19 protein-coding genes and 1 pseudogene are annotated in these 23,442 nt (G+C 36.6%); 14 read left to right on the top strand and 6 right to left on the bottom strand.

Features of this window, described 5'->3' with window-relative positions; translation table 11 throughout:
- Positions 1 to 199 precede the first annotated feature (199 nt).
- The gene (locus PMI13_RS15910; RefSeq protein ID WP_007845550.1) at positions 200 to 1,183 is read right to left on the bottom strand and encodes a PLP-dependent cysteine synthase family protein; all 984 of its coding nucleotides are present in this window, start codon (positions 1,181 to 1,183) and stop codon (positions 200 to 202) included.
- A gap of 300 nt (positions 1,184 to 1,483) precedes the next feature.
- Positions 1,484 to 2,713, bottom strand: coding sequence for an ABC transporter permease (locus PMI13_RS15905; RefSeq protein ID WP_007845548.1), 1,230 nt, complete (start codon positions 2,711 to 2,713; stop codon positions 1,484 to 1,486).
- A 4-nt stretch (positions 2,714 to 2,717) separates the two neighbouring features.
- Here PMI13_RS15905 and PMI13_RS15900 point away from each other — a divergent pair, with 4 nt between their 5' ends.
- Entirely contained in the window at positions 2,718 to 3,914 is a 1,197-nt protein-coding gene (locus tag PMI13_RS15900) for an exo-beta-N-acetylmuramidase NamZ family protein (RefSeq protein WP_007845546.1), read from the top strand.
- Here PMI13_RS15900 and PMI13_RS15895 read toward each other — a convergent pair.
- The 3 genes from PMI13_RS15895 to PMI13_RS15885 form a co-directional block, all read right to left on the bottom strand.
- Entirely contained in the window at positions 3,911 to 4,117 is a 207-nt protein-coding gene (locus tag PMI13_RS15895; RefSeq protein WP_007845543.1) for a hypothetical protein, read from the bottom strand. The genes PMI13_RS15900 and PMI13_RS15895 overlap by 4 nt on opposite strands.
- A gap of 69 nt (positions 4,118 to 4,186) precedes the next feature.
- Positions 4,187 to 5,362 (bottom strand): thioredoxin family protein, encoded by a 1,176-nt coding sequence (locus PMI13_RS15890; RefSeq protein ID WP_007845541.1) that lies wholly within the window; start codon positions 5,360 to 5,362, stop codon positions 4,187 to 4,189.
- Positions 5,363 to 5,918: 556 nt separating this feature from the next.
- A complete protein-coding gene (locus PMI13_RS15885) occupies positions 5,919 to 7,103 on the bottom strand; it encodes an FAD-dependent oxidoreductase (protein ID WP_007845538.1) in 1,185 nt (394 codons plus the stop codon).
- Positions 7,104 to 7,303: 200 nt separating this feature from the next.
- Between PMI13_RS15885 and PMI13_RS15880 the strand changes: the two genes are divergently transcribed.
- From PMI13_RS15880 to PMI13_RS15830, 11 genes and pseudogenes are all read left to right on the top strand, one after another.
- Complete coding sequence (locus PMI13_RS15880) at positions 7,304 to 8,278, top strand: helix-turn-helix domain-containing protein (RefSeq protein WP_007845536.1); 975 nt, start codon at positions 7,304 to 7,306, stop codon at positions 8,276 to 8,278.
- A 55-nt stretch (positions 8,279 to 8,333) separates the two neighbouring features.
- On the top strand, positions 8,334 to 8,720 hold the full coding sequence (locus PMI13_RS15875; protein WP_034670671.1) for a hypothetical protein: 387 nt from the start codon (positions 8,334 to 8,336) through the stop codon (positions 8,718 to 8,720).
- Between the two features lie 141 nt (positions 8,721 to 8,861).
- A pseudogene (locus tag PMI13_RS15870) lies at positions 8,862 to 13,209 on the top strand (CusA/CzcA family heavy metal efflux RND transporter).
- 2 nt (positions 13,210 to 13,211) lie between these two features.
- Positions 13,212 to 14,366, top strand: a complete 1,155-nt coding sequence (locus PMI13_RS15865; RefSeq protein ID WP_034670669.1) for an efflux RND transporter periplasmic adaptor subunit — start codon at positions 13,212 to 13,214, stop codon at positions 14,364 to 14,366.
- Between the two features lie 35 nt (positions 14,367 to 14,401).
- Positions 14,402 to 14,884: a heme-binding domain-containing protein gene (locus PMI13_RS15860; RefSeq protein WP_007845518.1), complete on the top strand. Its 483-nt coding sequence runs from the start codon at positions 14,402 to 14,404 to the stop codon at positions 14,882 to 14,884.
- A 442-nt stretch (positions 14,885 to 15,326) separates the two neighbouring features.
- On the top strand, positions 15,327 to 15,716 hold the full coding sequence (locus PMI13_RS15855) for a hypothetical protein (protein ID WP_007845516.1): 390 nt from the start codon (positions 15,327 to 15,329) through the stop codon (positions 15,714 to 15,716).
- A gap of 74 nt (positions 15,717 to 15,790) precedes the next feature.
- Complete coding sequence (locus tag PMI13_RS15850; protein WP_007845515.1) at positions 15,791 to 16,234, top strand: thioredoxin family protein; 444 nt, start codon at positions 15,791 to 15,793, stop codon at positions 16,232 to 16,234.
- 6 nt (positions 16,235 to 16,240) lie between these two features.
- Positions 16,241 to 17,167: an FAD:protein FMN transferase gene (locus PMI13_RS15845; RefSeq protein ID WP_007845514.1), complete on the top strand. Its 927-nt coding sequence runs from the start codon at positions 16,241 to 16,243 to the stop codon at positions 17,165 to 17,167.
- Complete coding sequence (locus PMI13_RS15840) at positions 17,164 to 17,385, top strand: DUF4266 domain-containing protein (RefSeq protein WP_007845513.1); 222 nt, start codon at positions 17,164 to 17,166, stop codon at positions 17,383 to 17,385. The genes PMI13_RS15845 and PMI13_RS15840 overlap by 4 nt, the downstream gene beginning before the upstream one ends.
- Before the next feature lie 34 nt (positions 17,386 to 17,419).
- Complete coding sequence (locus PMI13_RS15835; protein WP_007845512.1) at positions 17,420 to 18,610, top strand: DUF3570 domain-containing protein; 1,191 nt, start codon at positions 17,420 to 17,422, stop codon at positions 18,608 to 18,610.
- A gap of 65 nt (positions 18,611 to 18,675) precedes the next feature.
- Positions 18,676 to 19,371 (top strand): VIT1/CCC1 transporter family protein, encoded by a 696-nt coding sequence (locus PMI13_RS15830; protein WP_007845511.1) that lies wholly within the window; start codon positions 18,676 to 18,678, stop codon positions 19,369 to 19,371.
- 261 nt (positions 19,372 to 19,632) lie between these two features.
- Here the strand turns inward: PMI13_RS15830 and PMI13_RS15825 are convergent, their stop codons facing one another.
- Positions 19,633 to 20,313, bottom strand: coding sequence for a BON domain-containing protein (locus PMI13_RS15825; RefSeq protein ID WP_007845508.1), 681 nt, complete (start codon positions 20,311 to 20,313; stop codon positions 19,633 to 19,635).
- A gap of 145 nt (positions 20,314 to 20,458) precedes the next feature.
- Between PMI13_RS15825 and PMI13_RS15820 the strand changes: the two genes are divergently transcribed.
- Both PMI13_RS15820 and PMI13_RS15815 read left to right on the top strand, forming a co-directional pair.
- Positions 20,459 to 22,969 carry a cation-translocating P-type ATPase gene (locus tag PMI13_RS15820; RefSeq protein WP_007845506.1) on the top strand — a complete coding sequence of 837 codons (2,511 nt, stop codon included), beginning with the start codon at positions 20,459 to 20,461 and terminating at the stop codon, positions 22,967 to 22,969.
- An 89-nt stretch (positions 22,970 to 23,058) separates the two neighbouring features.
- Positions 23,059 to 23,394 carry an inorganic diphosphatase gene (locus PMI13_RS15815; protein WP_007845505.1) on the top strand — a complete coding sequence of 112 codons (336 nt, stop codon included), beginning with the start codon at positions 23,059 to 23,061 and terminating at the stop codon, positions 23,392 to 23,394.
- Positions 23,395 to 23,442 lie beyond the last annotated feature (48 nt).

The following is a 23,442-nucleotide window of genomic DNA, read 5'->3' as shown; positions in this document are numbered from 1 at the left end:
ATAACTATGTAATGATTAAAAATAATAAAAAGTTATTTCCGTAAAATTTTTTGAGCCCTTACAGCTCAAAAAATTTTCCAGAATAACTTTTTAACTTACACAGTTAGTGAGACACTACCAAATCAGAGCAGCAATACTCTGATTTTTTATTGTGTAAAGAGCTAATTTGCCTTTTCGCCTCTGCATTCTCAGCTTTAAATTATTCCAGCCAGCCCATTTCCTTCATCCATTCATCATTGTAGATTTTTCCTACATATCTTGAACCGTGATCGTGCAACAATACAACAATTACATCATCTTTTGTAAACTGATCTTTCATCTGGATTAAAGAAGCAATTGCACTTCCTGCAGAATAGCCACAGAAAATCCCTTCCTCTTTAGCCAGTTTTCTGGCATAGATTGCGCCGTCTTTATCCGTTACTTTTTCAAAATGGTCAATGACAGACATATCATAATTTTCCGGAATGATATCTTCCCCGATTCCTTCTGTAATATAAGTGTAGGCATGATCGTAGTGAAGCTCACCTGTTTCATGGAATTCCTTTAAGATAGAACCATAAGTATCAATACCAATTACTTTAATATCAGGGTTTTTCTCTTTAAAAAAAGTTCCGCAACCTGTAATGGTACCTCCGGTTCCGGCACCTACAACGAAGTGTGTTAATTTTCCCTCCGTCTGTTCCCAGATTTCCGGTGCAGTAGACTCATAATGAGCAGCCCTGTTGGATAAATTGTCATATTGATTAACGTACCATCCGTTTTCTGTTTCCTTAGCCAGTCTTTTGGAAACTGAATAATAAGAACGCGGATCTGTAGGTTTTACATCAGTAGGGCATACGATTACTTCAGCACCCACTGCACGAAGAATGTCACATTTTTCTTTAGACTGTTTTGAATTGGTCACAAAAATACATTTGTAGCCTTTGATGATCGCTGCAAGAGCCAATCCCATTCCTGTATTTCCGGAAGTCCCTTCAATAATGGTTCCTCCGGGCTTTAATCTGCCGTCTTTTTCAGCATCTTCAATCATTTTAAGAGCCATTCTGTCCTTTACGGAATTTCCGGGATTGAAAGTCTCTACTTTTGCTAAAACCAATGCGGGAAAATCTTCTCCTAAAACTTTATTAAGCTTTACTAGTGGTGTATTTCCTATGGTTTCAAGGATATTTTTTGCGTATTTCATAAATGTTTTATAAGCGCTGCAAAGATACGGCTTTAAAATTATTTACCGGGTTAGGCTAGTATAATTTACGTTAAGATTGAATTAAAGATTAATGATATGAATTGTAATTCTATGGGAGAAAAAGTTTTACTTCAAAATATAATCTCCGGGAACTCATTTACTGGGAAGATCTGACGACATCTTATGGAGATTGCTACGTCACTTCGTTCCTCGCAATGACCAATAAATCTGAAAATTTTAACATTCTTTAACCAGGCCAACTAGTTGATTGATCTTTGCAGAGCCATCAGTACATGAGAATTAATTATACTTAATAGCTTTTACCGGAGAAATTTTACTGATGAGGTAGCTCGGAATGATCAGAGCCAGTGCAGAGATAAGTAAAATACCTAAAGAAATCGAAATAATGGCAACAGGGTTTAAATCTACCGGAACCGTGCTTACATAATAGTTTTCCGGATTCAGTTTTATAACCCCGAAGAACTTTTGTAATAAAATAAGTCCGAGCCCGATAAGATTTCCATATAAAAGCCCCGGAATCATAATGATCAGGGTATAGTTGATAAAAGTTGCCCTGATCTGTGCATTGCTGGCTCCCAGTGTTTTTAGTAACCCGATCGAGTTGGTTCTTTCAATGATAAGGATCAATAATACCATAATAATATTAATGACTACAACAATCAGCATGATCATGATAATTAATGCAATATTGGTGTCGAAAATGCTTATCCAGTCATTAATCTGCGGGTATTTCTCTGTTGCTTTTTCAGCATAATTTTTATAACCGATATATTTTTCGATTTCCGGGAAATCTTTATCGATATCATTTACATTTTTGAAGAAAATATCAATCCCGCCCACTTCATCAGGCTTCATATCCTGAATTCTTCTCACATGATTAATACCACCGATCACAAACTGCTCATCAATCATTTTAATATCTGTCCTATAGATGCCGATGACCTCAAAATTTCTGTATATGGGCTTTTGATCAGCTTTTGAAAATATGGTAACAATGCTGTCTTTTAAATTTAAATGAAGATCTTTTGCTATTTTCTGGGAAATAACCACACCATTATTGAAACCTATCTCTGTTACTTTAGGAGTTGTACCAGCAACAAGAAACTTTTTAAACCGCAGGCTGTCAAAATCTTTTCCAACACCCTTGAAGATAATTCCTGCGAAATTATGTTCATTACGCATAATTCCTGTAACACTTGCATACTTTTGAACATTCTCCACATCAGGAATTTCCTTTATTTTTTGAATATCCAGTCCCTGCTTATCCAAAACTGAAGTATTATAGGAAGAATTTGATCTTGTAGATCTTACGGTAATATGTCCGCTGAAATCTGCCAGTCTCTCTTTAATAGCTTTTTTGGAACCGAAACCTGTGGAAACCGTAATGAGTGAAACAATGATTCCTAATGCTACGGAAAGCCTGCCTATGAAGATGATAACCCTTGAAAGATTATTTTTGTTATCTTTGGAAAACGCTATTTTTCTAGAGAAATATAAAGGAAAGTTCAAGCTTATGAATTTAGATTTCAAAATTAAAAATTTACTTCTGATTTGCCTAATTTTTTTAGGAGTATTCAATCAATATTATTCTCAGGCTCAACCTCAGGAGGCTTTTAAGACCGGTGCAGACCGCCCTGACCTCTATTTACCCCTATTAAAAAATAGAACCATCGGTATTGTGACCAATCAAACAGGACTGATGCAGGACAGGACCCATCTGGTGGATTTTTTAGTAAAGAAAGGGATTAAAATAAAAGCCATCTTTGCTCCCGAACATGGTTTCCGCGGGAATGCCGATGCCGGAGAAACCGTAAAGAACGGTGTAGATGCAAAAACAGGAATTTCTATCATCTCGTTATATGGTAATAATAAAAAACCTAAACCCGAACAATTAAAAGGAATTGATATTGTCGTTTTTGATATTCAGGATGTTGGGGTAAGGTTTTATACTTATATTTCAACACTGACTTATTTAATGGAAGCCGGAGCGGAAAATCACGTGGAAATAATGGTGCTGGACCGCCCCAATCCACATGACGGCTATATAGACGGGCCTGTTCTGAAAAAGAAATGGGCAAGTTTTGTGGGAATGCATGAAGTTCCGGTAGTGTATGGGCTTACAATTGGGGAATACGGTAAAATGGTGAATGGAGAAAAATGGCTGAAGAATGGTGTACAGGCCAAATATACCTTGATTCCTATGCAGAATTATCACAAAAAACAACGCTACACGATCTCTGATAAACCTTCTCCTAATCTTCCAAACGATAAAGCTATTAATTTGTATCCAAGTTTATGCTTCTTTGAAGGAACCCAGGTTTCTGTAGGCAGAGGCACTGAACTTCCGTTCCAGGTGTATGGTTCACCATGGACAAAGAATTTACCCTACCAGTTTACACCAAGACCTAATTTCGGAGCTAAAGATCCGTTTTTAAATGGAAAACTGTGTTACGGTGAAAATCTCTCTGATTATAAAGCTGATTTACGTGAACTTAACCTCGAATGGGTAATTAAGGCTTATAACAATTATAAAAATCCTGATCTCAGTTTTTTTCTTAAAAACCTATGGTTTGATACCTTAGCCGGAACAGATGAATTCAGAAAACAGATTATTGCTAAAAAATCAATCGCAGAAATTAAAGCTTCCTGGAAAAAAGATCTTGAAGGCTTCGGAAAAATAAGAGCCCGGTATATTGTTTATGAAGATTAATCGAAGTTTTGGGGCGGACTGTTATCATTCTTTCCTTTGTTTAAAATAAAAAGTCCGACTGATAGCCCGATCACTCCTGCAAAAGCGGTTAGTACAGCCCTTTGTAATTTGTCAGGAAGATCATTTCCGATATAATTCATTAAAAATAGGATCACAAAAGTGATGACTGAAATAATGATGTGGTTTTTTCCGAATAGTTTCATAGTAAAATAGTAAATATGTATAACTTTCCTCCTGCTATTGCAAAAGCATCAGGCATAAAAGATAAATTTCTATTTAAGTTGTTTTAATAAACCTTCAGCAAGGGTAGAATCCTTTTTGGCCTGAACTGCTAAATTTCTTGACATTTCAGCATAGGTCTTTGCCATTTCATTATTTCCGGTCAGGAAATAAAGTTTAGCCAGAATGTATGTGCTTTCAGATGTTTCCCCTCTCATAACAGATTTTTCCGCCCATTCAAGAGCTTTTTTCAGGGATGAAGGGGTTTTCACATGATCAGAGAATATCCATGCTGCTTTTAATAATTGATTCGGTTCAAATGAATCGGAATTTTTGTAATATTCTAAAGCTGCTTTTTCGTATTCAGGGAAATTATTATTTTGCTCGTAATAACTCAGCTTAGTCTGATTGAGCTTGATCTGGGCATCATATTTTCCTACCAATGGCTCTGCGGTTTTCATAAAGTATTCTTCATTGATCCTTTTATTCTTGTCATCAATGGACTGCTCTACCACTTTTGATAATTTCAGCTGATTATCAAATTCTTTATACGTTTCTTCGGGAAGGTATTTAATAATTTCTTTTTTTCTGGAAGTAAAAACTTTATAATTCGGATCTTCTGTCGATTTTAAAAAGAAAAGCATAAATCCGATGTCATCTCTGGTAAGCTCTTCAGTTGATTTTTTATTTTCAAAATATCTTTCCGAAGCTTTTTTTGCAAAATCAAAGTCGGTGGTGGAATTTAATTTCATAATGTTCATTAGAAATTCCGGATCTTTTTCACCTTTGGCAAAACGATCTTTTAAAGAACCTTTTTTATTGTTGGGTGAATTGATATCCTGAGCCATGGCTAAGAACATGCTTTCTTCCATATAGCCCATATTTTGGGAAACCAATTCGCCGTCACCATTTAAAAACAGGTAAGTAGGATAGGAGCGAACCCCATATTTTGCAGCAATTTCTCTTCCTTCTCCTTTTTCCATATCAAACCTTGCATTCACAAAGTTGGTGTTATAATAATCTCCGACAGATTTTTTTGTAAATACATTTTTCTCCATCATTTTGCAGGGGCCACACCAGGAAGCATAAGCATCTATAAAAACCAGTTTATTTTCTTTTTTGGCTTTGGTAATAAGATCTTTAAAAGGAATTTCCTGAAACTGAATAGATTCCTGTGCAAAAAGTAGGATGGTAAGAAAAATAAATAACCCGGAGACAATCTTCTTCATTTGATTAAAATTTGTAGGCGAAGATAAGTATTTTTCAGTAAGTTTATAATTTATATCATGATGTTATGGGTGTTATAGTTGAAATATCCGGGCAACGTACGGACTAAGCCGGGATTTCAATTAATCTTAAATCTTGTGCGGAATCTCTTCCGGATCAATATCCCCTTCCTAAAAACAATAACAGACCTACCCAGCCCTTAAATGGAAGGAAAATCTCAAGATATTAATTACAAGTTATAAAAGAAGATTGATCATCTTTTTAAAGAAAATTATTCAATGGGTGGAAAAATAACAGTTTATTTTTTTTACTCGATTTAAAGTCTCAGACCATAATAAAAAAACAGAATTTGAGGGGTTTGTGAGAAACTGTCTCATTTCTTGTGGTTTCCCCAGAAACAGCCTCTGTGTACTTGTGTGAGGCTATATGGAATAGGGTAGATGCAGATGGGATTTAGCATCGTTTGGGTAAAGCTGATTTTAAAAGATGTTAATTATTTTGAAACGTCGATTTATTAAAACATAAAACCGATCTAATCCTTCCTCATTACTTTTTTTCTTAACTATTATTCTTTTTTGAATAAGTCCAACCATAAATCCAATCAAGTTGCTGAATTTGCCTGCCAATAAAGAAACCAATTAAACGATCCCGGAACCAGGCTGTTATTGGGTTTGTTTTTGTTTTGGTATTGCCTACTTTTCTGGCGCTTTTAATTATTTTTTCTACCCTGGGCTGTCGTTCGGACTGAAAAATATGAAATGCCATGCTATAATCTTTGTGTTTTTTTAATAGTTCGGCAAATACAATTGTGTCTTCTAACGCTAATGACGCCCCTTGCCCAATATGTGGAGAAATGCCATGTGCTGCATCACCAATAAGACAGACTCTACCTTTATACCAATGCGGGAGTTTAGGAACATCATAAATAGGATAAGCAATAATCTCATGACTATTTTTGATTATTTTGGAGAAAACAGGATCGTCATTTTTATGAACAGTTGCTAAATGATCCTTAATTTCAGTTTTTAATGTTTTTTCTACTTCCTGTGGCTTTGGCTCTTGCTGTCTAAAATAGTTGTTGAACCACCAAACTTCACCTTTGTCAGAAACTGAATATGCAAGAAACCCTCTTTCTCCAAAGGTCATCCGTATTGAATCAAGAGGTTTGGAAAGCTCAGGAATACTTGCATAACCTCCTGTAGAGATAAGCTTTGTGTATTTGAGTACAGAAAGTTCCGGGAACAATTGTTTTCTGACCTCCGAAAACATCCCGTCACTGCCGATCATAATATCACCAGTAGTGGTAGATCCATCAGCAAAATAGGCAGTTACCTGTTCATTTGATTCATTATAGCTGATAAATTTTTTATTGTACTCTATTTTTATTCCGGCATTAGTTGCTGCTATCCGGGCGTATTTATTGAGATTTGCCCGTTTCAACTGAAGCGTCTCCACACCATATTGCTGTTTCTGATACGCTGTACCCAGATCCGCTATTTGTTTTCCTTTGGAATTGAAAAACTTCATAGAGCCGGGAGTATAATCATCTTCAAGTACCTTTAAATCAATAAATTCTTTCAATACATTCAAGCCGTTAGGGGTAAGTCCTAAAAAAGCACCCTCATTTGTATTGTCTTTGGACCTTGATTCAAATATTTCGGACTCAAAACCTATTTTTTTCAGTTGTAGGGCCAGTATTGGACCTGCAACGCCTGCACCTATTATGATTGCTTTTTTATTCATTGTTTTTCTCTTTTATTTTTAATCCGGGTAGAGGTTCATATTTTCCATCTGTAAAGAGTTATCTTTTATGGGTTATGGAATTTTTTTCTACCTTTGATTTTCGTTATATTTTTTCACATAACCTGACCATACAAAATTGCTGTTTGGTTAAAAGATAAGCTTGCAAAAAAAGGAGTTAAACTAGCAAATTAGGGAGTAAAATGGGATTTGAGTTAAGAAATAATGAAAAGGATTTTAAAAAGAATTTTGAAAAAAATGATTTTAATGATCAGAATTTTAAAGAAGATACTTTTAAAATAGACATCCCTTTTGGACAATTAACTGCCAGGCAATGGCTTTTTGGTGGGATCAAGATTTTATATTCCGAAACAGCTCTCAATCAACCAACTGAAGTGGATTGGAAAGGAGACATGGAATTGGTAACAATGCACTTTAACCTGCAGGGAAAAACCTCAATAAAGCAGGATGGAATGGGTAATTCCTTCGAATTAATGGCCAATCAGCATAATTTATTCTATGGCACCGGTGCTGAAGGAAAACTAAAGTTTGATGAAATGAAAATGAAATCATTTATGATTCAGTTTTCAAAAGATTTGTTTTTGAGGATATCAAAAGATGGAAATGAATCCCTTAAGCAATTTGCGGATAAAATAGCATCAGAAACACCTATAACCCTTTCAGGTTCTAACCTGAATATTGATCTGCCTATACAAACTTGCATCAATTCTATTTTGAATTGTGGCTATTCGAATGAGCTAAAACCATTATTTTTTCTATCGAAAACAATTGAGCTGCTTGTTTTGCAGGCGGAATCATTTAATAAGCTTCAAAATGAGAAATCTTTATACATAAAATATGATTATGACAAAGAACGGATAGTGTATGCTCGTGATTATTTGGTTGAGAATATTGAGTCGCCACCAACACTGACAGAATTGGCAAAAATAGTTGGGATAAATGAATACAAACTGAAACGGGGATTCAAAGAAATATTTAATCAGACTGCCTTTTCTTATTTATCTGACTTACGTTTAGAAAGAGCAAAAAAAGACCTGCTTGGTGGCAAAAAACAAGCTACTGAAATAGCATTCGAGTTGGGCTATTGCTCGTTACAGCACTTCAGTAATGCTTTCAAGAAAAAATTCGCTATCACCCCAAATCAAGTGAGACGTTAAATTATTTAGCTTATTTAAAATCATTCTTAATGAAATATTTGATAATTTTGTTAGAGTGAAAAAGCTGATTTCCATATTGTTATTGTCATTATATTTGGTTTCTACGACTGAATTGTATCAGCTTTTGAAAATGCCGCTCCTGATAGAGCACTATATACAGCATAAAAACCTGAACCCAGAGATGTCTCTCACTGCATTTCTGAAAATCCATTACGATCATCCTGTAAAAGACAGTGACCACGATCAGGACCAAAGATTGCCTTTTGTTTCACATGTAAGCCTTCTGTCTGTGGTTTTCACTATTAATCCGTATTTAGATTTTTATTTTACAGAGAAGGTCTACAATACCCGTGAGATCAAGAAGCCCCTTTATAAAAGTGTTCTTTACAATAAAGAAATATTCAATTCTATCTGGCAACCGCCAAGATTTCTTCAATCTTAATCTATTTTTCTTAGTCATTTTTTTTGACTGAGAAGGTATTCTGCTTTTTAACGAAGTGTCCGTATGTAATGCGGATACATTGAATCTATGCTTCAGAATACAGGAATTTTATCATGATAATTAAGATTAATCAATCATTATATGCTTACAAAAATCATTGAGTTTTCTGTAAAGAATAAACTCATTATTGCATTGTTGGTATTAGGACTTATTGGTGTGGGTGCCTATCAGGTTACCAAACTGCCGATAGATGCGGTACCGGATATTACCAACAATCAGGTACAGGTTATTACCACTGCGCCATCTTTTGGTGCAACAGATATAGAACGGCTTGTTACTTTTCCTATAGAACAGGCGAACAATAATATTTCAGGATTAAAGGAGATCAGAAGTTTCTCAAGGTTTGGACTTTCCCTTGTTACCATTGTCTTTGAAGATAATGTTGACATCTACTGGGCAAGGCAGCAGGTTGCCGAAAGGCTTCAGCAGATACAGGCTGTTATTCCACAGGGTATTGGAAATCCACAGCTTGGACCTATTTCCACAGGACTTGGCGAAATTTTCCAGTATGTGGTAAGGCCTGAAAAAGGATATGAGAAAAAATATAATATCACAGAACTCCGTACCATTCAGGACTGGATTGTAAGAAGACAGCTTTTGGGAGTAAAAGGAGTGGCGGAAGTGAGCAGCTTTGGAGGCAAACTAAAACAATACGAAATTGCCGTAAATCCGGACAGGCTTAATGCACATGGAATAACAATTAATGACGTGTTTGACGCATTACAAGCCAATAATCAAAATACCGGAGGTGCTTATATTGAAAAAGGGCCCACTGTTCTCTACATCAGGAGTGAAGGGTTAGTAGGAAGTATTGAAGAAATCAACAATATTTCTATTGCGACAAAAACAAACGATGTACCGTTATTTATAAGAGATATTGCTGAGGTAAAGCCAGGCTTTGCAACCCGTTATGGAGCCATGACCTTTAATGACCAGGGAGAAGTTTCAGGAGCTGTTGTAATGATGCTCAAAGGTGAGAACAGTAATCAGGTCATAAAAAATGTAAAGGGAAAAATTGCCCAGGTTCAGAAAACCCTCCCGAAAGGAGTGATTATAGAACCTTTTCTGGATAGAACCAAAATGGTGAACAGTGCCATCGGAACAGTAGAAAAAAATCTGACAGAAGGAGCATTGATTGTAATCTTTGTACTGGTTTTATTTCTGGGGAATATAAGAGCGGGCTTGTTGGTTGCCTCTGTTATTCCTTTGGCGATGCTTTTTGCGATCTGTATGATGAATCTCTTTGGAGTCAGTGGAAATCTGATGAGTCTTGGAGCCCTGGATTTCGGACTGATTATCGATGGAGCAGTGATTATTGTGGAATCTGTTTTACATCAGTTCAGTCATAATTCAAAATTTAAAAAGATATTCTCCGTCGAAAAATCAGAAATGGATGCTGTAGTTATTGATTCTGCTGGAAAGATGATGAACAGTGCTGTTTTTGGACAGATTATCATTCTGATTGTTTATCTGCCAATTCTTACTCTACAGGGAATTGAAGGGAAAATGTTCAAACCCATGGCACAGACCGTAGCTTTTGCACTGCTTGGAGCGTTTTTACTTTCACTGACCTATATTCCGATGATGAGTGCGGTATTGCTGAGAAACAGAAGTGATAAGCCTACTTTATCAGACAGAATGATGAAAAAGGTAGAGAAGATCTATCTTACAGCTTTGCTCAAACTTCTCAGAGTACCCAAAATAGTTTTTGGTGTAGTGGCAATCTTATTCATAACCGCTGTTTTCATTTTATCCAAAATGGGAGGCGAATTTATTCCTTCCCTTGAAGAAGGAGATTTTGCCGTAGACACAAGAGTGCTTCCGGGAAGTAATCTGACAACAACAATTGGAAGTACCCAGAAAGCAGCACACATTCTCAAATCCAGATTTCCGGAAGTGGAAAAGGTGATTACAAAAATTGGAAGTGGGGAAGTCCCTACCGATCCGATGCCGATGGATGCTTCTGATATGATGGTCATTTTAAAGGATAAAAAAGAATGGACCTCAGCCTCTACTTTTCCTGAATTAGCAGATAAAATGGGAAAACAGCTCCAGGAAATACCTGGAATTACTGCCAGTTTTCAATATCCTGTCCAGATGCGTTTTAATGAATTGATGACCGGGGCAAGACAGGATGTGGTGATTAAAATTTTTGGGGAAGACCTTGATGTACTTTCACAAAATGCCCGGAAGCTTGGGAAAATTATAGAAACAGTGGAAGGAACCCAGAATCTATATATAGAACCTGTTTCGGGAATGCCGCAGGTAATCATCGAATACAACCGTCCTTTGATTGCCCAGTATCATTTATCTGTTTCAGATATTAACCGGGTGGTTAATACTGCATTTGCCGGACAAAGTACTGGTTTGGTTTTTGAAGGTGAAAAACGCTTCGATATGGTCGTACGCCTGGACACCAAAGACCGGAAAAATGTCACTGATATTAAGAACCTTTTGGTTCCTACACCGTTTGGAAATCAGATTCCGCTGTCCCAGCTTGCCAGAGTGGAAGTGAAGAATGGTCCCAATCAGATTCAGAGGGAAAATGCTCAACGAAGAATTGTAGTAGGTTTTAATATAAAAGGCAGGGATGTTCAGAGTATTGTAGAAGAACTTCAGAATAAGGTAGATCAAAAGATGAAACTTCCTACGGGATATTATATGACGTATGGAGGTTCGTTTGAAAATCTCAATAACGCCAAACAGCGCCTCATGATAGCAGTTCCTATTGCTCTGGCTCTTATTTTCGTAATGCTTTTCCTTGCCTTTAATTCTGTTAAAGAAAGCTTGCTGATTTATACTGCGATTCCGCTTTCCATTATTGGTGGTGTATTTCTGATGGCGCTCAGAGGAATGCCTTTCAGCATCAGTGCAGGAGTAGGGTTTATTGCTCTTTTCGGAGTGGCGGTGCTAAACGGAATTGTGTTGATCTCAGAGTTTAACCGTCTTCATAAGAGAGGAATTAAAAATATTGTAAGAATCATTATAGATGGTGGAGAATCGAGGCTTCGACCGGTGCTGATGACAGCATTTGTTGCTTCACTGGGATTTATTCCGATGGCTGTCAGCAACGGAGCAGGAGCTGAAGTACAGCGGCCTCTGGCAACGGTGGTTATTGGAGGACTGATGGTCGCAACTTTTCTTACTCTGTTTGTCTTACCATTATTGTATGTATCTATTGAAAAAGGATTTAAAAATGAAAAAAATAAAAAATAAAAAACAGATTTCCGTTCTGGCATTTTTTGTCTGCTTCGGTTTTGCGGGGCTGGTAAGCTCACAGACTCCTGTTACATTGCAGGATGCTGTTGATATTGCTTTGAAAAATAACAGAAATATTAAAAATGAAAAACTAAAGTCAGAATATACAAAAGCCCTTATCAGATCATCATCTGACATTCCCCAAACGGGAGTAACAGTAGATTATGGGCAGATCAACAGCGCACTCACGGATATGAAATTCGGAATTTCGCAGAATATAGCATTTCCGACTGTGTATAAAAAGCAAAAGAATGTATACACCGAAGAATGGAAAAAGTCTCTGTTGAATGTTTCCCTTAAAGAATATGAACTGAAGAAAGCTGTAAGCCTTACTTTTTATAATATTCTCTACTGGAAAGAAAAAGAAAAGCTTCTTCAGGAAACGTTAAAGCTGTATACCGACTTTTTGGATAAAGCAAGCATTCGTCTGAAAGCAGGAGAGAGTAATATTTTGGAAGAAACAACTGCTTCCAGCCAGAAATCTGCTGTTGAAATCCAGCTGAAGCAGCTGAATCAAGAGCTTTCAGTTTTGAAATATCAGCTGCAATGGCTTTTGAATACTGAAACAGATTTTGTTCCTGAAGATAAGAAGTTATTTAGCGGAGGGCTAAAAGAAGAGCTTAGTTCACATCCTTTGATCCAGGTATTGCAGCAACAGAAAAAAGTTTCTGAACAGCAGACGGCACTTGAAAAAGCTAAGCTGCTTCCGGGATTGCAGCTCGCTTACAATCTTAACAGTTTTAAAGGAACGGGGGCTGATGACAAAGTGTACGGCTTTGCACCACAATTTCATTCCGTACAGCTGGGTGTTTCGGTTCCTGTTTTTTCAGGCGGACAGAAAGCCAGAATTCAGGCTGCTAAAATTGCAGAATCTATTGCTGAAAATGATATTGCCAATATGGAATTCAACCTGCAGAATCGGCGTAAAAAAGCATCCGGGATTTATCAGGCTAACCTTGATATTGTTTTGCAATATGAGAGTTTGGAATTGAAAAACGCAGATATCATCACTGAAACAGCTAAAAGACAGTTTCTTGCCGGTGAGATCAATTATCTGGAATTTGTCATCCTGATCAATCAGGCAGTTGCTTTAAAAAACAGCTATACCGATGCAGTCTGGAAACTGAATCAAAGTGCTATAGAGCTGGAATACCTTACTTTAAATCCATAACAATGAAACGTAAATTTAAAATTATATCATATTCCCTGTCAATAATAGGATTGCTCATGTTTTATGAGTGTAAAGACCATGGAAAAACGGAGCCGGCACCCGCAGCAGTATTTTCCAAAGATGAAAACGTTGTAACACTTACCGGTGCCCAACTGAAAAATGCACCTGTAGTAACAACAGTACTTTCTCTACAGAAGATTTCCTCTGTTTTAAAACTTAACGGAATGATAGATGTACCGCCACAAAATCTGCTTTCTGTCAGTATTCCTTTAGGCGGGTACCTGAAGTCGAGCAGCCTGCTTCCGGGAAAGCCGGTTTCAAAAGGGCAGGTGATTGCTGTTATTGAAAACCCGCAGTTTATCCAGCTTCAGCAGGACTATTTAATGGCAAGGTCCAAAATGCATTTTGCCGAACTGGACTATAACCGTCAGAAAACCCTTAATCAAAGCCAGGCAACCAGTGATAAAGCCATGCAGCAGGCCCAGTCTGAAATGAACAGCCAGGAAATCCTGATGAATTCTCTGGCACAGCAGCTCCACCTTATCAATATTAACCCCGAATCGCTGAATTCCGGAAATATTAAAAAAAACGTTCCGGTTTACAGCATCATCAATGGGTTTGTGAGTAAAGTAAATGTGAATATCGGAAAATATGTAAATCCGTCGGATGTCCTTTTTGAACTCATCAATCCGGATGATATTCATCTTAATCTTAAAGTATATGAAAAAGATCTTGGAAACCTCAAAATGGGACAACGGTTTATGGCCTACACGAATGCGGCACCTGATAAGAAATATTACGGAGAAATCATTCTGATTAGTAGGGATATTAATTCAGGAGGTATGGCCGAAGTACACTGTCATTTTGAAAAATATGACCAGAACCTTATACCGGGAATGTATATGAATGCAGAAATAGAAACAAGCACTTCTTTTTCCAATGCTGTTCCTGAAGTAAGTATTGTCAATTTTGAAGGGAAAGATTTTGTTTTTGTGGAAGAGAAAACACGTACTTACCGATTGACACCTGTAACATTGGGTGAAACAGAGAACGGGTTCATACAGATACATAATATTGATGATTTTAAAAATAAGAAAATTGTCACCAAGAATGCTTATACCCTTCTTATGAAACTTAAAAATACCGCTGGCGAGTAAACTGCAGTGGTTGAACTTTTTTTAATAGATAAACAATGAAAACATCATCTTTAATAAAAACAGGAACAGGTTTTTTAATTCTGTTTCTGATCGTTATCCAATTTTTTGATACTGATAAAAATATTGCGGCAATTCCTTCGGAAAATGCCATTGAAAAACATTATGTGGTGCCCGGGTACGCACAGGGATTATTGAAAACGAGCTGTTACGACTGTCATTCCAACACTACTGTTTACCCGTGGTACAATAACATCCAGCCTGTAAAATGGTGGCTGGCAGACCATGTGAACTCAGGAAAACGGCATTTCAATTTTGATGAATTTAACAGCTATTCAAAAGAGAAAAAATTAAAGAAACTTGATGAAGTTGCAGAAACCATCAGAAATGGGGAAATGCCGCTTACATCCTATACTGTTGTTCATCGGGATGCAAAATTATCTGATACTCAAAAGTCAGAAATAGAACAATGGGTGAGAGATGTGAAAAAACAGATTGAACAGCAGATTGTTAAAAAATAAAAATAGTATTCTGGTATAATAACGACAATCAGCAAGTTTAATATCATATCTATTTCATATGCTATAAGATTTAATAGGTGATATACAGACTAAAGTAACAGCTTATCGGAAAAAAATAGAGATACAATCAATTTGATATTTGCTACTATATTACTGAGTTTGGTGGACCTAACCTTCTATTGCTGTGTTTTTGAAAGTTTTAAAAATCGTAATTTTTTATTGGTAGGGATTTCTGCATTGGTTGTTGCATTATTGTTCATCATTCTGTCTGTCGGATGAGGATTGTTTAGCGTTACTCCACTTGCTGTAAAAGAATTAGGGATAACATTTTGGGTTGCTGCTATTTTAGTATTAGGGTTTGAGATAAATAAACTTATAAAAAGATATTGTAGAAGAAAATAAAAATAATCATTCTTAATAAAATATTTTATAATTTTGATTTGTGAAAAAATTGATTTCCATATTGTTATTGTCGTTATATGTTATTTCAACAACTGAAGTATATCAGCTGTTGAAAATTCCGACTTTAATAGAACATTATTGGGAACACAAAGAATTGAATCCGGATATGACGCTTACGGCATTTCTGAGAACACACTATGATCATCCTGTGAAAGACGGAGATTACGGAAAAGATCAGAAACTTCCGTTTATCATTCATTCTGCACCTTTGTCGTTGGTTTTTACGATTAATCAGGGATTCAGTTTTGAAGCTGCAACGTATCATTTCAGTCCTTTACTACTTCATAAAATCCCTTCAAAAGACGAAGATCTGTGCTATAAAGGTTTTCTGAATTCCGTTTGGGAACCGCCAAGGTTTTCTTTTTCATAATTCAGACAATAAAATGGTTTGTAGTTTCTACAAATCAATATCATCAATTATTTTATATCATTAATTTCAGAATAATGAAAACACTATTTTCAGCCATTTTAATGGTTGTATTCGCTGCTGGCATTCATGCGCAAAACCGTTTGGAAAATGCCAAAAAACAAGCCTCGCAAAATAAAGAGCTTATCCTTTTAAATTTTTCAGGTTCAGACTGGTGTATTCCATGCATTAAACTTCATAAAAATATTATTGAAACCGATGAATTTAAAAAGCTGGAAACGGAAAATATCATCGTTTACATCAATGCAGATTTTCCAAGAAACAAAAAGAATCAGCTTTCCACGGAACTGAAAAAAGAAAATGCTTCACTTGCTGATCAGTACAATAAAAAAGGATTATTCCCTTACACATTATTGCTGAATTCGGAAGGCAAAATCCTGAAAAGCTGGGAAGGTCTTCCTTCGGAGAATACTTTGGCTTTCAGTAAAGAGATAAGAGGTATCAAAGAAAATCAAAAATAAAAAGGTATGTTAAAAGAATTCAAAAGACCTCAGAAATTAATGGGGAATGCTTTTGAAATTACTGTTGTAAGCGATGATGAAAATTCTGCAAATCAGCACATTGATGCGGCTATTGACGAAATCAGAAGAATCGAAAAACTTCTGACAACCTTCAATGAAGAAAGTCAGACCAATCTCATCAATAGAAATGCCGGAATCAAGCCTGTAAAAGTAGATTGGGAGATTTTTGACCTGATTGAAAGAAGTCTAAGAATCAGCAGAATAACGGACGGATATTTCGATATTTCCTATGGCGGAATCGATAAAAGTTTTTGGAATTTCGACCGCGAAATGAAAGAACTTCCCAATCCTGAACTGATTAAAGAACATCTGAAACTTGTTAATTATCAGGATATTATTCTTGACCACGAAAAGCAAACCGTTTTCCTCAAAGAAAAAGGAATGCGGATCGGTTTCGGAGGAATCGGGAAGGGTTATGCTGCAGAAATGGCCAAACAGATGCTTCGAAACAGAGATGTAGCATCCGGAATTGTGAATGCTTCGGGTGATTTAACGACTTGGGGAAATCAGGCTGACGGAAAACCCTGGACTGTCGGAATTGCAGATCCAGACAACGCAAAACGGCCGTTTTCGTACATGAATATCACAGATATGGCGGTTGCAACTTCCGGAAATTATGAAAAATTCGTCGTCATCAACGGTAAAAAATATTCTCACACCATTAACCCCAAAACAGGAATACCTGTTTCGGGCGTGAAAAGTGTTACTATCTTTTGTCCCAACGCAGAAATTGCCGATGCTATGGCAACTCCCGTAAGCATTATGGAAATTGATGCCGCACTCAATATGATCAACCAGATCAATCATCTGGAATGTATCATTATTGATGATCAGGACAAAATTTATTCATCTCAAAACATTAATTTAAAATGAAAAACTTTATAAAAATACAAACTTGTCTAATAATCACAGTTGTTTCAGTACAGTCCTGCACAACCGTAAAAGAGTACGAAAAAAACAAATTAAACGACGCCGAAATGGTTCTCGGAAACCGAATGATTGAAAAAACCGAGCTAAGCTTCCAATCTTACAGAGAAGGATCTTCGGGCGCGAATGCTGGAAAAGTTGGCGGTGGTTGCGGATGTAACTAAAAAGAGTAATCGTAAAATTTAATTGTGATTTAAAATGAAAAAATTAATTGTAAGTGTTATTGCTCTTTTCGGAATTTTCAACGCAAAAGCACAGGAAAACACAAACAATGAACAGCCTAAAAAGCTAACTTTTGATGAAGCTAATTTAGTTTCAAGCTATTATAAGCAAAACGGAAACAATTCCGCAGTTACGGGAGGAATCGGGACGGAAAAACTGACCGACATTTCCAATACCATTGACGTAACGATGGTAAAATACGACAGGAAAGACAGGAAAAATAAATTCGATTTCAGTGTCGGGATCGATCATTACACTTCCGCGTCTTCGGATATGATCGATCTGAAAGCCAATTCATCCGCTTCCCACGCGGACAACAGAATTTATCCTGCACTAAGCTGGAGCCGCGAAAATACGGATAAAGGAACCACTTTAATGGCAGGTGTTTCTACTTCCTTCGAGTTCGATTACACATCATACGGTGCAAATATCGGATTTTCACAAAAAACAAAGAACAGAATGGGAGAATTTACGGCGAAATTCCAGGCTTACCTGGATCAGGTAAAACTGATTGCCCCGATTGAGCTCAGAACGAACGGAAGCAGCGGAGGGGAACACGAAAGTTACGGAAGCAGCGGAAGAAATACTTTTGCATTGTCTCTTTCCTATTCACAGATTCTCAATCAGAGCTTTCAGGTTGAATTTCTAGCGGATGGAGTTCAGCAGACAGGATATTTAAGCTTACCTTTCCATAGGGTTTATTTCAATGATAATTCAGTTCATCAGGAAGCTTTGCCGGATAAACGGTTTAAAATTCCTTTGGGGGTAAGAGCGAATTATTTTCTTGGTGATAAGATCATTTTGAGAGCATATTATCGTTATTATACTGATGATTGGGGCTTAAAATCAAATACATTCAGCCTGGAAACGCCGGTGAAAATTTCTCCTTTTGTTTCGGTAAGCCCTTTTTACAGATATTATTCTCAGACTGCGGCTAAATATTTTGCACCTTATCAAGAGCATACAGCTTTTGATGATTTTTATACCAGTAATTATGATCTTTCAAAATTCGACAGTCATTTTTACGGAGCAGGAATCAGAATCAGTCCGAAGAACGGCTTATTTGGTGTCGAAAGGCTGAATATGTTGGAAATCAGATACGGACATTACACGAAATCTGTGGGAATGAAATCTGATATTATTTCCCTGAATTTGAGATTTAAATAAAATCATTTTAAATTTGACTTGCTAAACATCTTTAGCAAGTCATTTTTTAACATAAAATAAAGCTTATGCATCATCAACTGGAAAAACATTATGTCAATAGGGTTGGCTGGCTTCGTGCAGCAGTTCTAGGAGCAAATGACGGATTATTGTCTACCACAAGTATCGTAATTGGGGTTGCCGCTGCAAGTCCCGACAGAAATACCATTATTCTTGCTGCGCTTGCAGGAATGATCGCCGGAGCGATGTCTATGGCTGCAGGAGAATACGTTTCCGTAAGTTCACAGAAAGATACAGAAAAAGCTGATCTTTTACGTGAGAAAAGAGAACTTGAAGAAATGCCGGAAGTAGAGGTAAGAGAATTAGCTAAGATCTATGAAAGACGCGGTGTGAGTAAAGAAACCGCTTTGAAAGTAGCTACTGAACTCACGGAACACGATGCTTTGGCTGCTCATGCTCATGACGAGTTGGGGATCAATGAAATAACACAGGCAAAACCTTTGCAGGCTGCATTTGCATCATTCGGTTCGTTTGCTTTGGGCGCATTATTGCCTTTTGCCATTTCGTTTTTGGCGCCAATTAAACAGATGGTTTATTTTCAATATGGCTTTTCGATTATTTTTCTAATGATCTTAGGCGCTATTTCAGCAAAAACTGGCGGTTCAAAAATCGGAATTGCCGTTTTGAGAATCTGTTTCTGGGGAACGGTTGCTATGGGAATTACCGCTTTAATAGGGCATCTTTTCGGGGTGACGGTTTCATAAAATTTCCATCAAAATTATTATCGTAAACCGAGCAATTTAATGCATAAGGGGATCAATTCCAAAGCTATACCAACAGCCCAGAGTGCTATACCTGCTGAAAAACTTGAAATAGCTAAAAAACACATTTGATTGTGATTTTAGAGGTTATTTTTCTTGATCTTTTAAGTTAATTGTTATTGATATATTATTCATTATAGTTAAAATAAAGTCTGCTGTAATTTTTCAATTCGCTGCTATGCAGATTGAATAGGAGGTTCAGGTCTAAGACGATAAACTATTTTTTGAATATTCATAATCCACAAATAACCTGTTATCTACACATCTTACTCCCGGAGTTTTCCATGCAATACGACCGGCTTCTTCTTTTTGATGCCATGAATTTACTGTTCCTGTTAAAATTACTTTGGCGTCGGATACCTGTATGTGGATATCATTATTATAAAGCGCCCAGTTCATGTTTATTGCATGTTCAATATCTTTTTGTTTGATATCATCTATTATTTCTGATCTGATTTTAATATGATTGCTGATCCCTTTTACACCTGGAAGATACCGGATTGCGTTTTTAGTAATTTCCCGCTGATAATCACATGGCACTTCACCCTCTAAAGTCACCTGGCCATTTTCCACAATCACTTTGATTTTGTTCTCTGGAATCAATGCATTGGAATTAAAAACTTTTAAAATCTCTGTGGCAATTTCATCATCTGTTTTTGATAAGGAATCTGGAGATTTCACGATAATGTTTTCTACTAAAACTCTTACTCCAATAACTTTTTTTGCGACGTTCTCGGCTTCTATTTTTTTTGCATAATGATCAACTACTCCTGTAAGAGAAACCACACCGTCTTTTGCAATAACTCCTATTTCTGTTGCGTGTAGTAATGGCTCCCTTTTAATGGCATCCTGAACATTTTTTTGCAGTTCTGCATTTGTCTTCATGATATCGTAATTTATCAATCAAAATTCCAGAAACTTTGGAGAAAACACTATGATATACATCACACCGAAACCTGATACTGGTCAAGAGCGGAAATTCAATTTGTATATAATAATTGCTTATTTTTAGATAACCTATTAATTTGATATGTCTTACAATATACCCGAAGGCTTTAAAGGTCTTACACATGATGAAGTAACAGTTTCCAGACAACGGAATGGATATAATCGCGTGGAGGGGATCTATAAGAATACATGGTTTGACCTGGTCGTTGATATTTTAAAAGAGCCTATGCTAATCTTACTTATCATTATTTCACTTATTTATGTGATTGTGGGGGATTATGGCGAGGCAGCTTTTATGTTTGTGGCTATCGTGGCGGTAACCGCTATTTCTTTTTATCAGGATAATCGCAGTAAAAAAGCTCTGGAAGAACTTGAGAAACTGAACGAACCTCTAAGTTTGGTCATCAGAAACTCGCAAATAGTAGAAATTCCGACTTATGAAATTGTTGTAGGTGATTTATGTATTACCGAGGAGGGAAAAAATATAAATGCTGATGGAGTGATTGTACATAGTAATGATTTTTCCGTGAATGAGTCTTCTCTTACCGGTGAAAGTTTTTCAGTTTTTAAAGACAGCAAATCCGGGGATAATCTTGTTTACAGCGGTACGGTTACAGTTTCAGGTTTAGCCATTTTTGAGGTGCAAAAAATAGGCTCAGAAACCCGTGTCGGAAAAATTGGAGAATCTGTATTGAATATAAAAGAAGAAATATCACCATTACAGATCCAGATCCGGAAGTTTGTAAAATGGATGGCTGTTATTGGGATCATTATTTTTCTTATGGTTTGTATTTTCAGTTATATTGAAACCGGAGACCTCATAACGAGTCTTCTTAGTGGATTAACACTGGCAATGTCTGTATTGCCGGAGGAAATTCCTGTAGCATTTACAACCTTTATGGCGTTGGGAGCATGGAAGCTTATGCGTCAGGGAATTATTATTAAGCGGAGCAGTATTGTAGAAACTTTAGGAAGTACTACCGTTATCTGCACCGATAAAACCGGAACCATTACAGAAAATTCAATGCAGTTGAAACATTTGTATGATTACCAATCAGGCATGATTTATAATGAAAAAGAATTTAATGCTGAAAATTTGAAAGAACTTATTGATTATGCAATGTGGAGTAGTGAACCTGTCCCTTTTGATTCCATGGAAATCACTCTGCATAAGACATATCAGCAGACACAAAAAAATGATGCAAGGAAAGAATATAAGATGTTTCATGAATATCCGCTTGAAGGCAGGCCGCCAATGATGACTCATCTTTTTGAGAATGAAAATAAAGACAGAATTATTGCAGCAAAAGGAGCCCCGGAAGCTATTCTGAATGTTTCCCGCCTTTCAGAGACAGAAAAAGAAAAGATAAGAGACATTATAAAAGCATTTGGACAGGAAGGCTACCGCGTTTTGGGAGTTGCTAAGTCACATTTTGAAGGAAACAATTTTCCTCAAAGACAGCAGGATTTTGTATTTGAGTTTTTAGGACTGACTGTATTTTATGATCCTCCCAAACAAGGAATTCATAAAGTATTTCAAGAGATTTATGATGCCGGTATCAGGGTAAAGGTGATAACGGGAGATAATGAAGATACAACCAAAGCAATTGCAATACAGGCAGGAATTATGAACACTACTCCTGCCATTAATGGTAGTGAAATAATGAATAATACTGAAGAAGTATTAATGGAAATCTCAGAACAGACTACTTTATTCACCAGGATGTTTCCGGACGCGAAACTTGCAGTAGTAAATGCCCTGAAAAAGAAAGGTGAAGTGGTAGCCATGCTGGGAGATGGTGTTAACGATGGTCCTGCCTTAAAAGCTGCGCACATTGGTGTTGCAATGGGAAGTAAAGGAACCGAAATTGCCAAATCAGCTGCGGCATTGGTCATTACGAATGATGATTTAGAAAAACTAATTGTCGGAATTGCTGCAGGAAGAAGAATTTATAACAATATTAAAAAGGCGGTTCAGTATATTATTTCCATTCATATTCCTATTATACTTACGGTATCTCTGCCTCTGTTTTTGGGATGGATATTTCCGCACATATTTACTCCGGTTCACGTTATTTTCCTTGAATTAGTGATGGGACCGACCTGTTCTATTGTTTATGAGAATGAGCCCATGGAAAAAAACACAATGAAACAGCTGCCAAGAGCCATGGGAGATACTTTTTTAAGTTTGAGTGAGTTAGGAATCAGCTTTATTCAGGGGAGCGTGATAACCCTCGGAGTTTTATTTGTATATCAATTTACAGTTCAAAATGGAGGTGATGAAGCCAGGACAAGGGCAATGGTATTCAGTACATTGATCTTTGCCAATATATTACTGAGTTATGTCAACCGATCATTTTTTTACAGTGTGGTGGAAAGTTTCAAAAACCGTAATCCTTTACTTATTGGCATTTCTGTTTTAATATTGATGATGCTTATGGTCATATTATATATAAAACCGATCTCACTATTCTTTAAAGTAACTGCACTCAATATAAACGAATTGGGGATGGCCGTTTTTATCGCAGCGGTTTCTGTTTTATGGTTTGAGATCTATAAGTATGTGAGAAGAATAGGAAAAGCAAAAGCATAGTGACTACCACCAATTCTAGGAATACTATATTCTTGAAACTTATAGGAATAAATTAAGAATAATAGAAATAAACAATTAATACTAAAATAATGATAGGAAACCAACACCCGTGGCATGACGTTTCTCCGGGAGAGCACCTGCCACAAATAGTTACAGCTGTTATTGAAATCCCCACTGGCAGCCATACAAAATACGAAATCGACAAACTATCAGGATTAATAAGATTGGATAGGATTCTTTTATCTTCCATGTATTATCCTGCTAATTATGGAATAATACCACAGACTTATTACAGTGACGGAGATCCGTTGGATATTCTTGTGTTATGTTCGGAAAGTCTCGTTCCCCTTACTCTGGTTAATGCAAGGGTAATAGGAATAATGGAGATGACGGACGAAGATAAAAAAGATCATAAAATAACGTGAGTTCGATTTAAGCCGCAATTAATCTATCTTGATCAATGATGTCAGACC

It is taken from the genome of Chryseobacterium populi, from assembly GCF_000282115.1.
In the GTDB taxonomy this organism is placed as follows: domain Bacteria; phylum Bacteroidota; class Bacteroidia; order Flavobacteriales; family Weeksellaceae; genus Chryseobacterium; species Chryseobacterium populi.
The sequence above is the reverse complement of the archived record's forward strand: the minus strand, read 5'-3'. Positions and strand labels throughout refer to the sequence as shown.

Coding starts and splice junctions, on each gene's coding strand:
- PMI13_RS15910 (WP_007845550.1), bottom strand. CDS start 1,183: ATGAAATACGCAAAAAATATCCTTGAAACCATAGGAAATACACCACTA.
- PMI13_RS15900 (WP_007845546.1), top strand. CDS start 2,718: ATGAATTTAGATTTCAAAATTAAAAATTTACTTCTGATTTGCCTAATT.
- PMI13_RS15895 (WP_007845543.1), bottom strand. CDS start 4,117: ATGAAACTATTCGGAAAAAACCACATCATTATTTCAGTCATCACTTTT.
- PMI13_RS15890 (WP_007845541.1), bottom strand. CDS start 5,362: ATGAAGAAGATTGTCTCCGGGTTATTTATTTTTCTTACCATCCTACTT.
- PMI13_RS15885 (WP_007845538.1), bottom strand. CDS start 7,103: ATGAATAAAAAAGCAATCATAATAGGTGCAGGCGTTGCAGGTCCAATA.
- PMI13_RS15880 (WP_007845536.1), top strand. CDS start 7,304: ATGGGATTTGAGTTAAGAAATAATGAAAAGGATTTTAAAAAGAATTTT.
- PMI13_RS15865 (WP_034670669.1), top strand. CDS start 13,212: ATGAAACGTAAATTTAAAATTATATCATATTCCCTGTCAATAATAGGA.
- PMI13_RS15860 (WP_007845518.1), top strand. CDS start 14,402: ATGAAAACATCATCTTTAATAAAAACAGGAACAGGTTTTTTAATTCTG.
- PMI13_RS15850 (WP_007845515.1), top strand. CDS start 15,791: ATGAAAACACTATTTTCAGCCATTTTAATGGTTGTATTCGCTGCTGGC.
- PMI13_RS15845 (WP_007845514.1), top strand. CDS start 16,241: ATGTTAAAAGAATTCAAAAGACCTCAGAAATTAATGGGGAATGCTTTT.
- PMI13_RS15840 (WP_007845513.1), top strand. CDS start 17,164: ATGAAAAACTTTATAAAAATACAAACTTGTCTAATAATCACAGTTGTT.
- PMI13_RS15835 (WP_007845512.1), top strand. CDS start 17,420: ATGAAAAAATTAATTGTAAGTGTTATTGCTCTTTTCGGAATTTTCAAC.
- PMI13_RS15830 (WP_007845511.1), top strand. CDS start 18,676: ATGCATCATCAACTGGAAAAACATTATGTCAATAGGGTTGGCTGGCTT.
- PMI13_RS15825 (WP_007845508.1), bottom strand. CDS start 20,313: ATGAAGACAAATGCAGAACTGCAAAAAAATGTTCAGGATGCCATTAAA.
- PMI13_RS15820 (WP_007845506.1), top strand. CDS start 20,459: ATGTCTTACAATATACCCGAAGGCTTTAAAGGTCTTACACATGATGAA.
- PMI13_RS15815 (WP_007845505.1), top strand. CDS start 23,059: ATGATAGGAAACCAACACCCGTGGCATGACGTTTCTCCGGGAGAGCAC.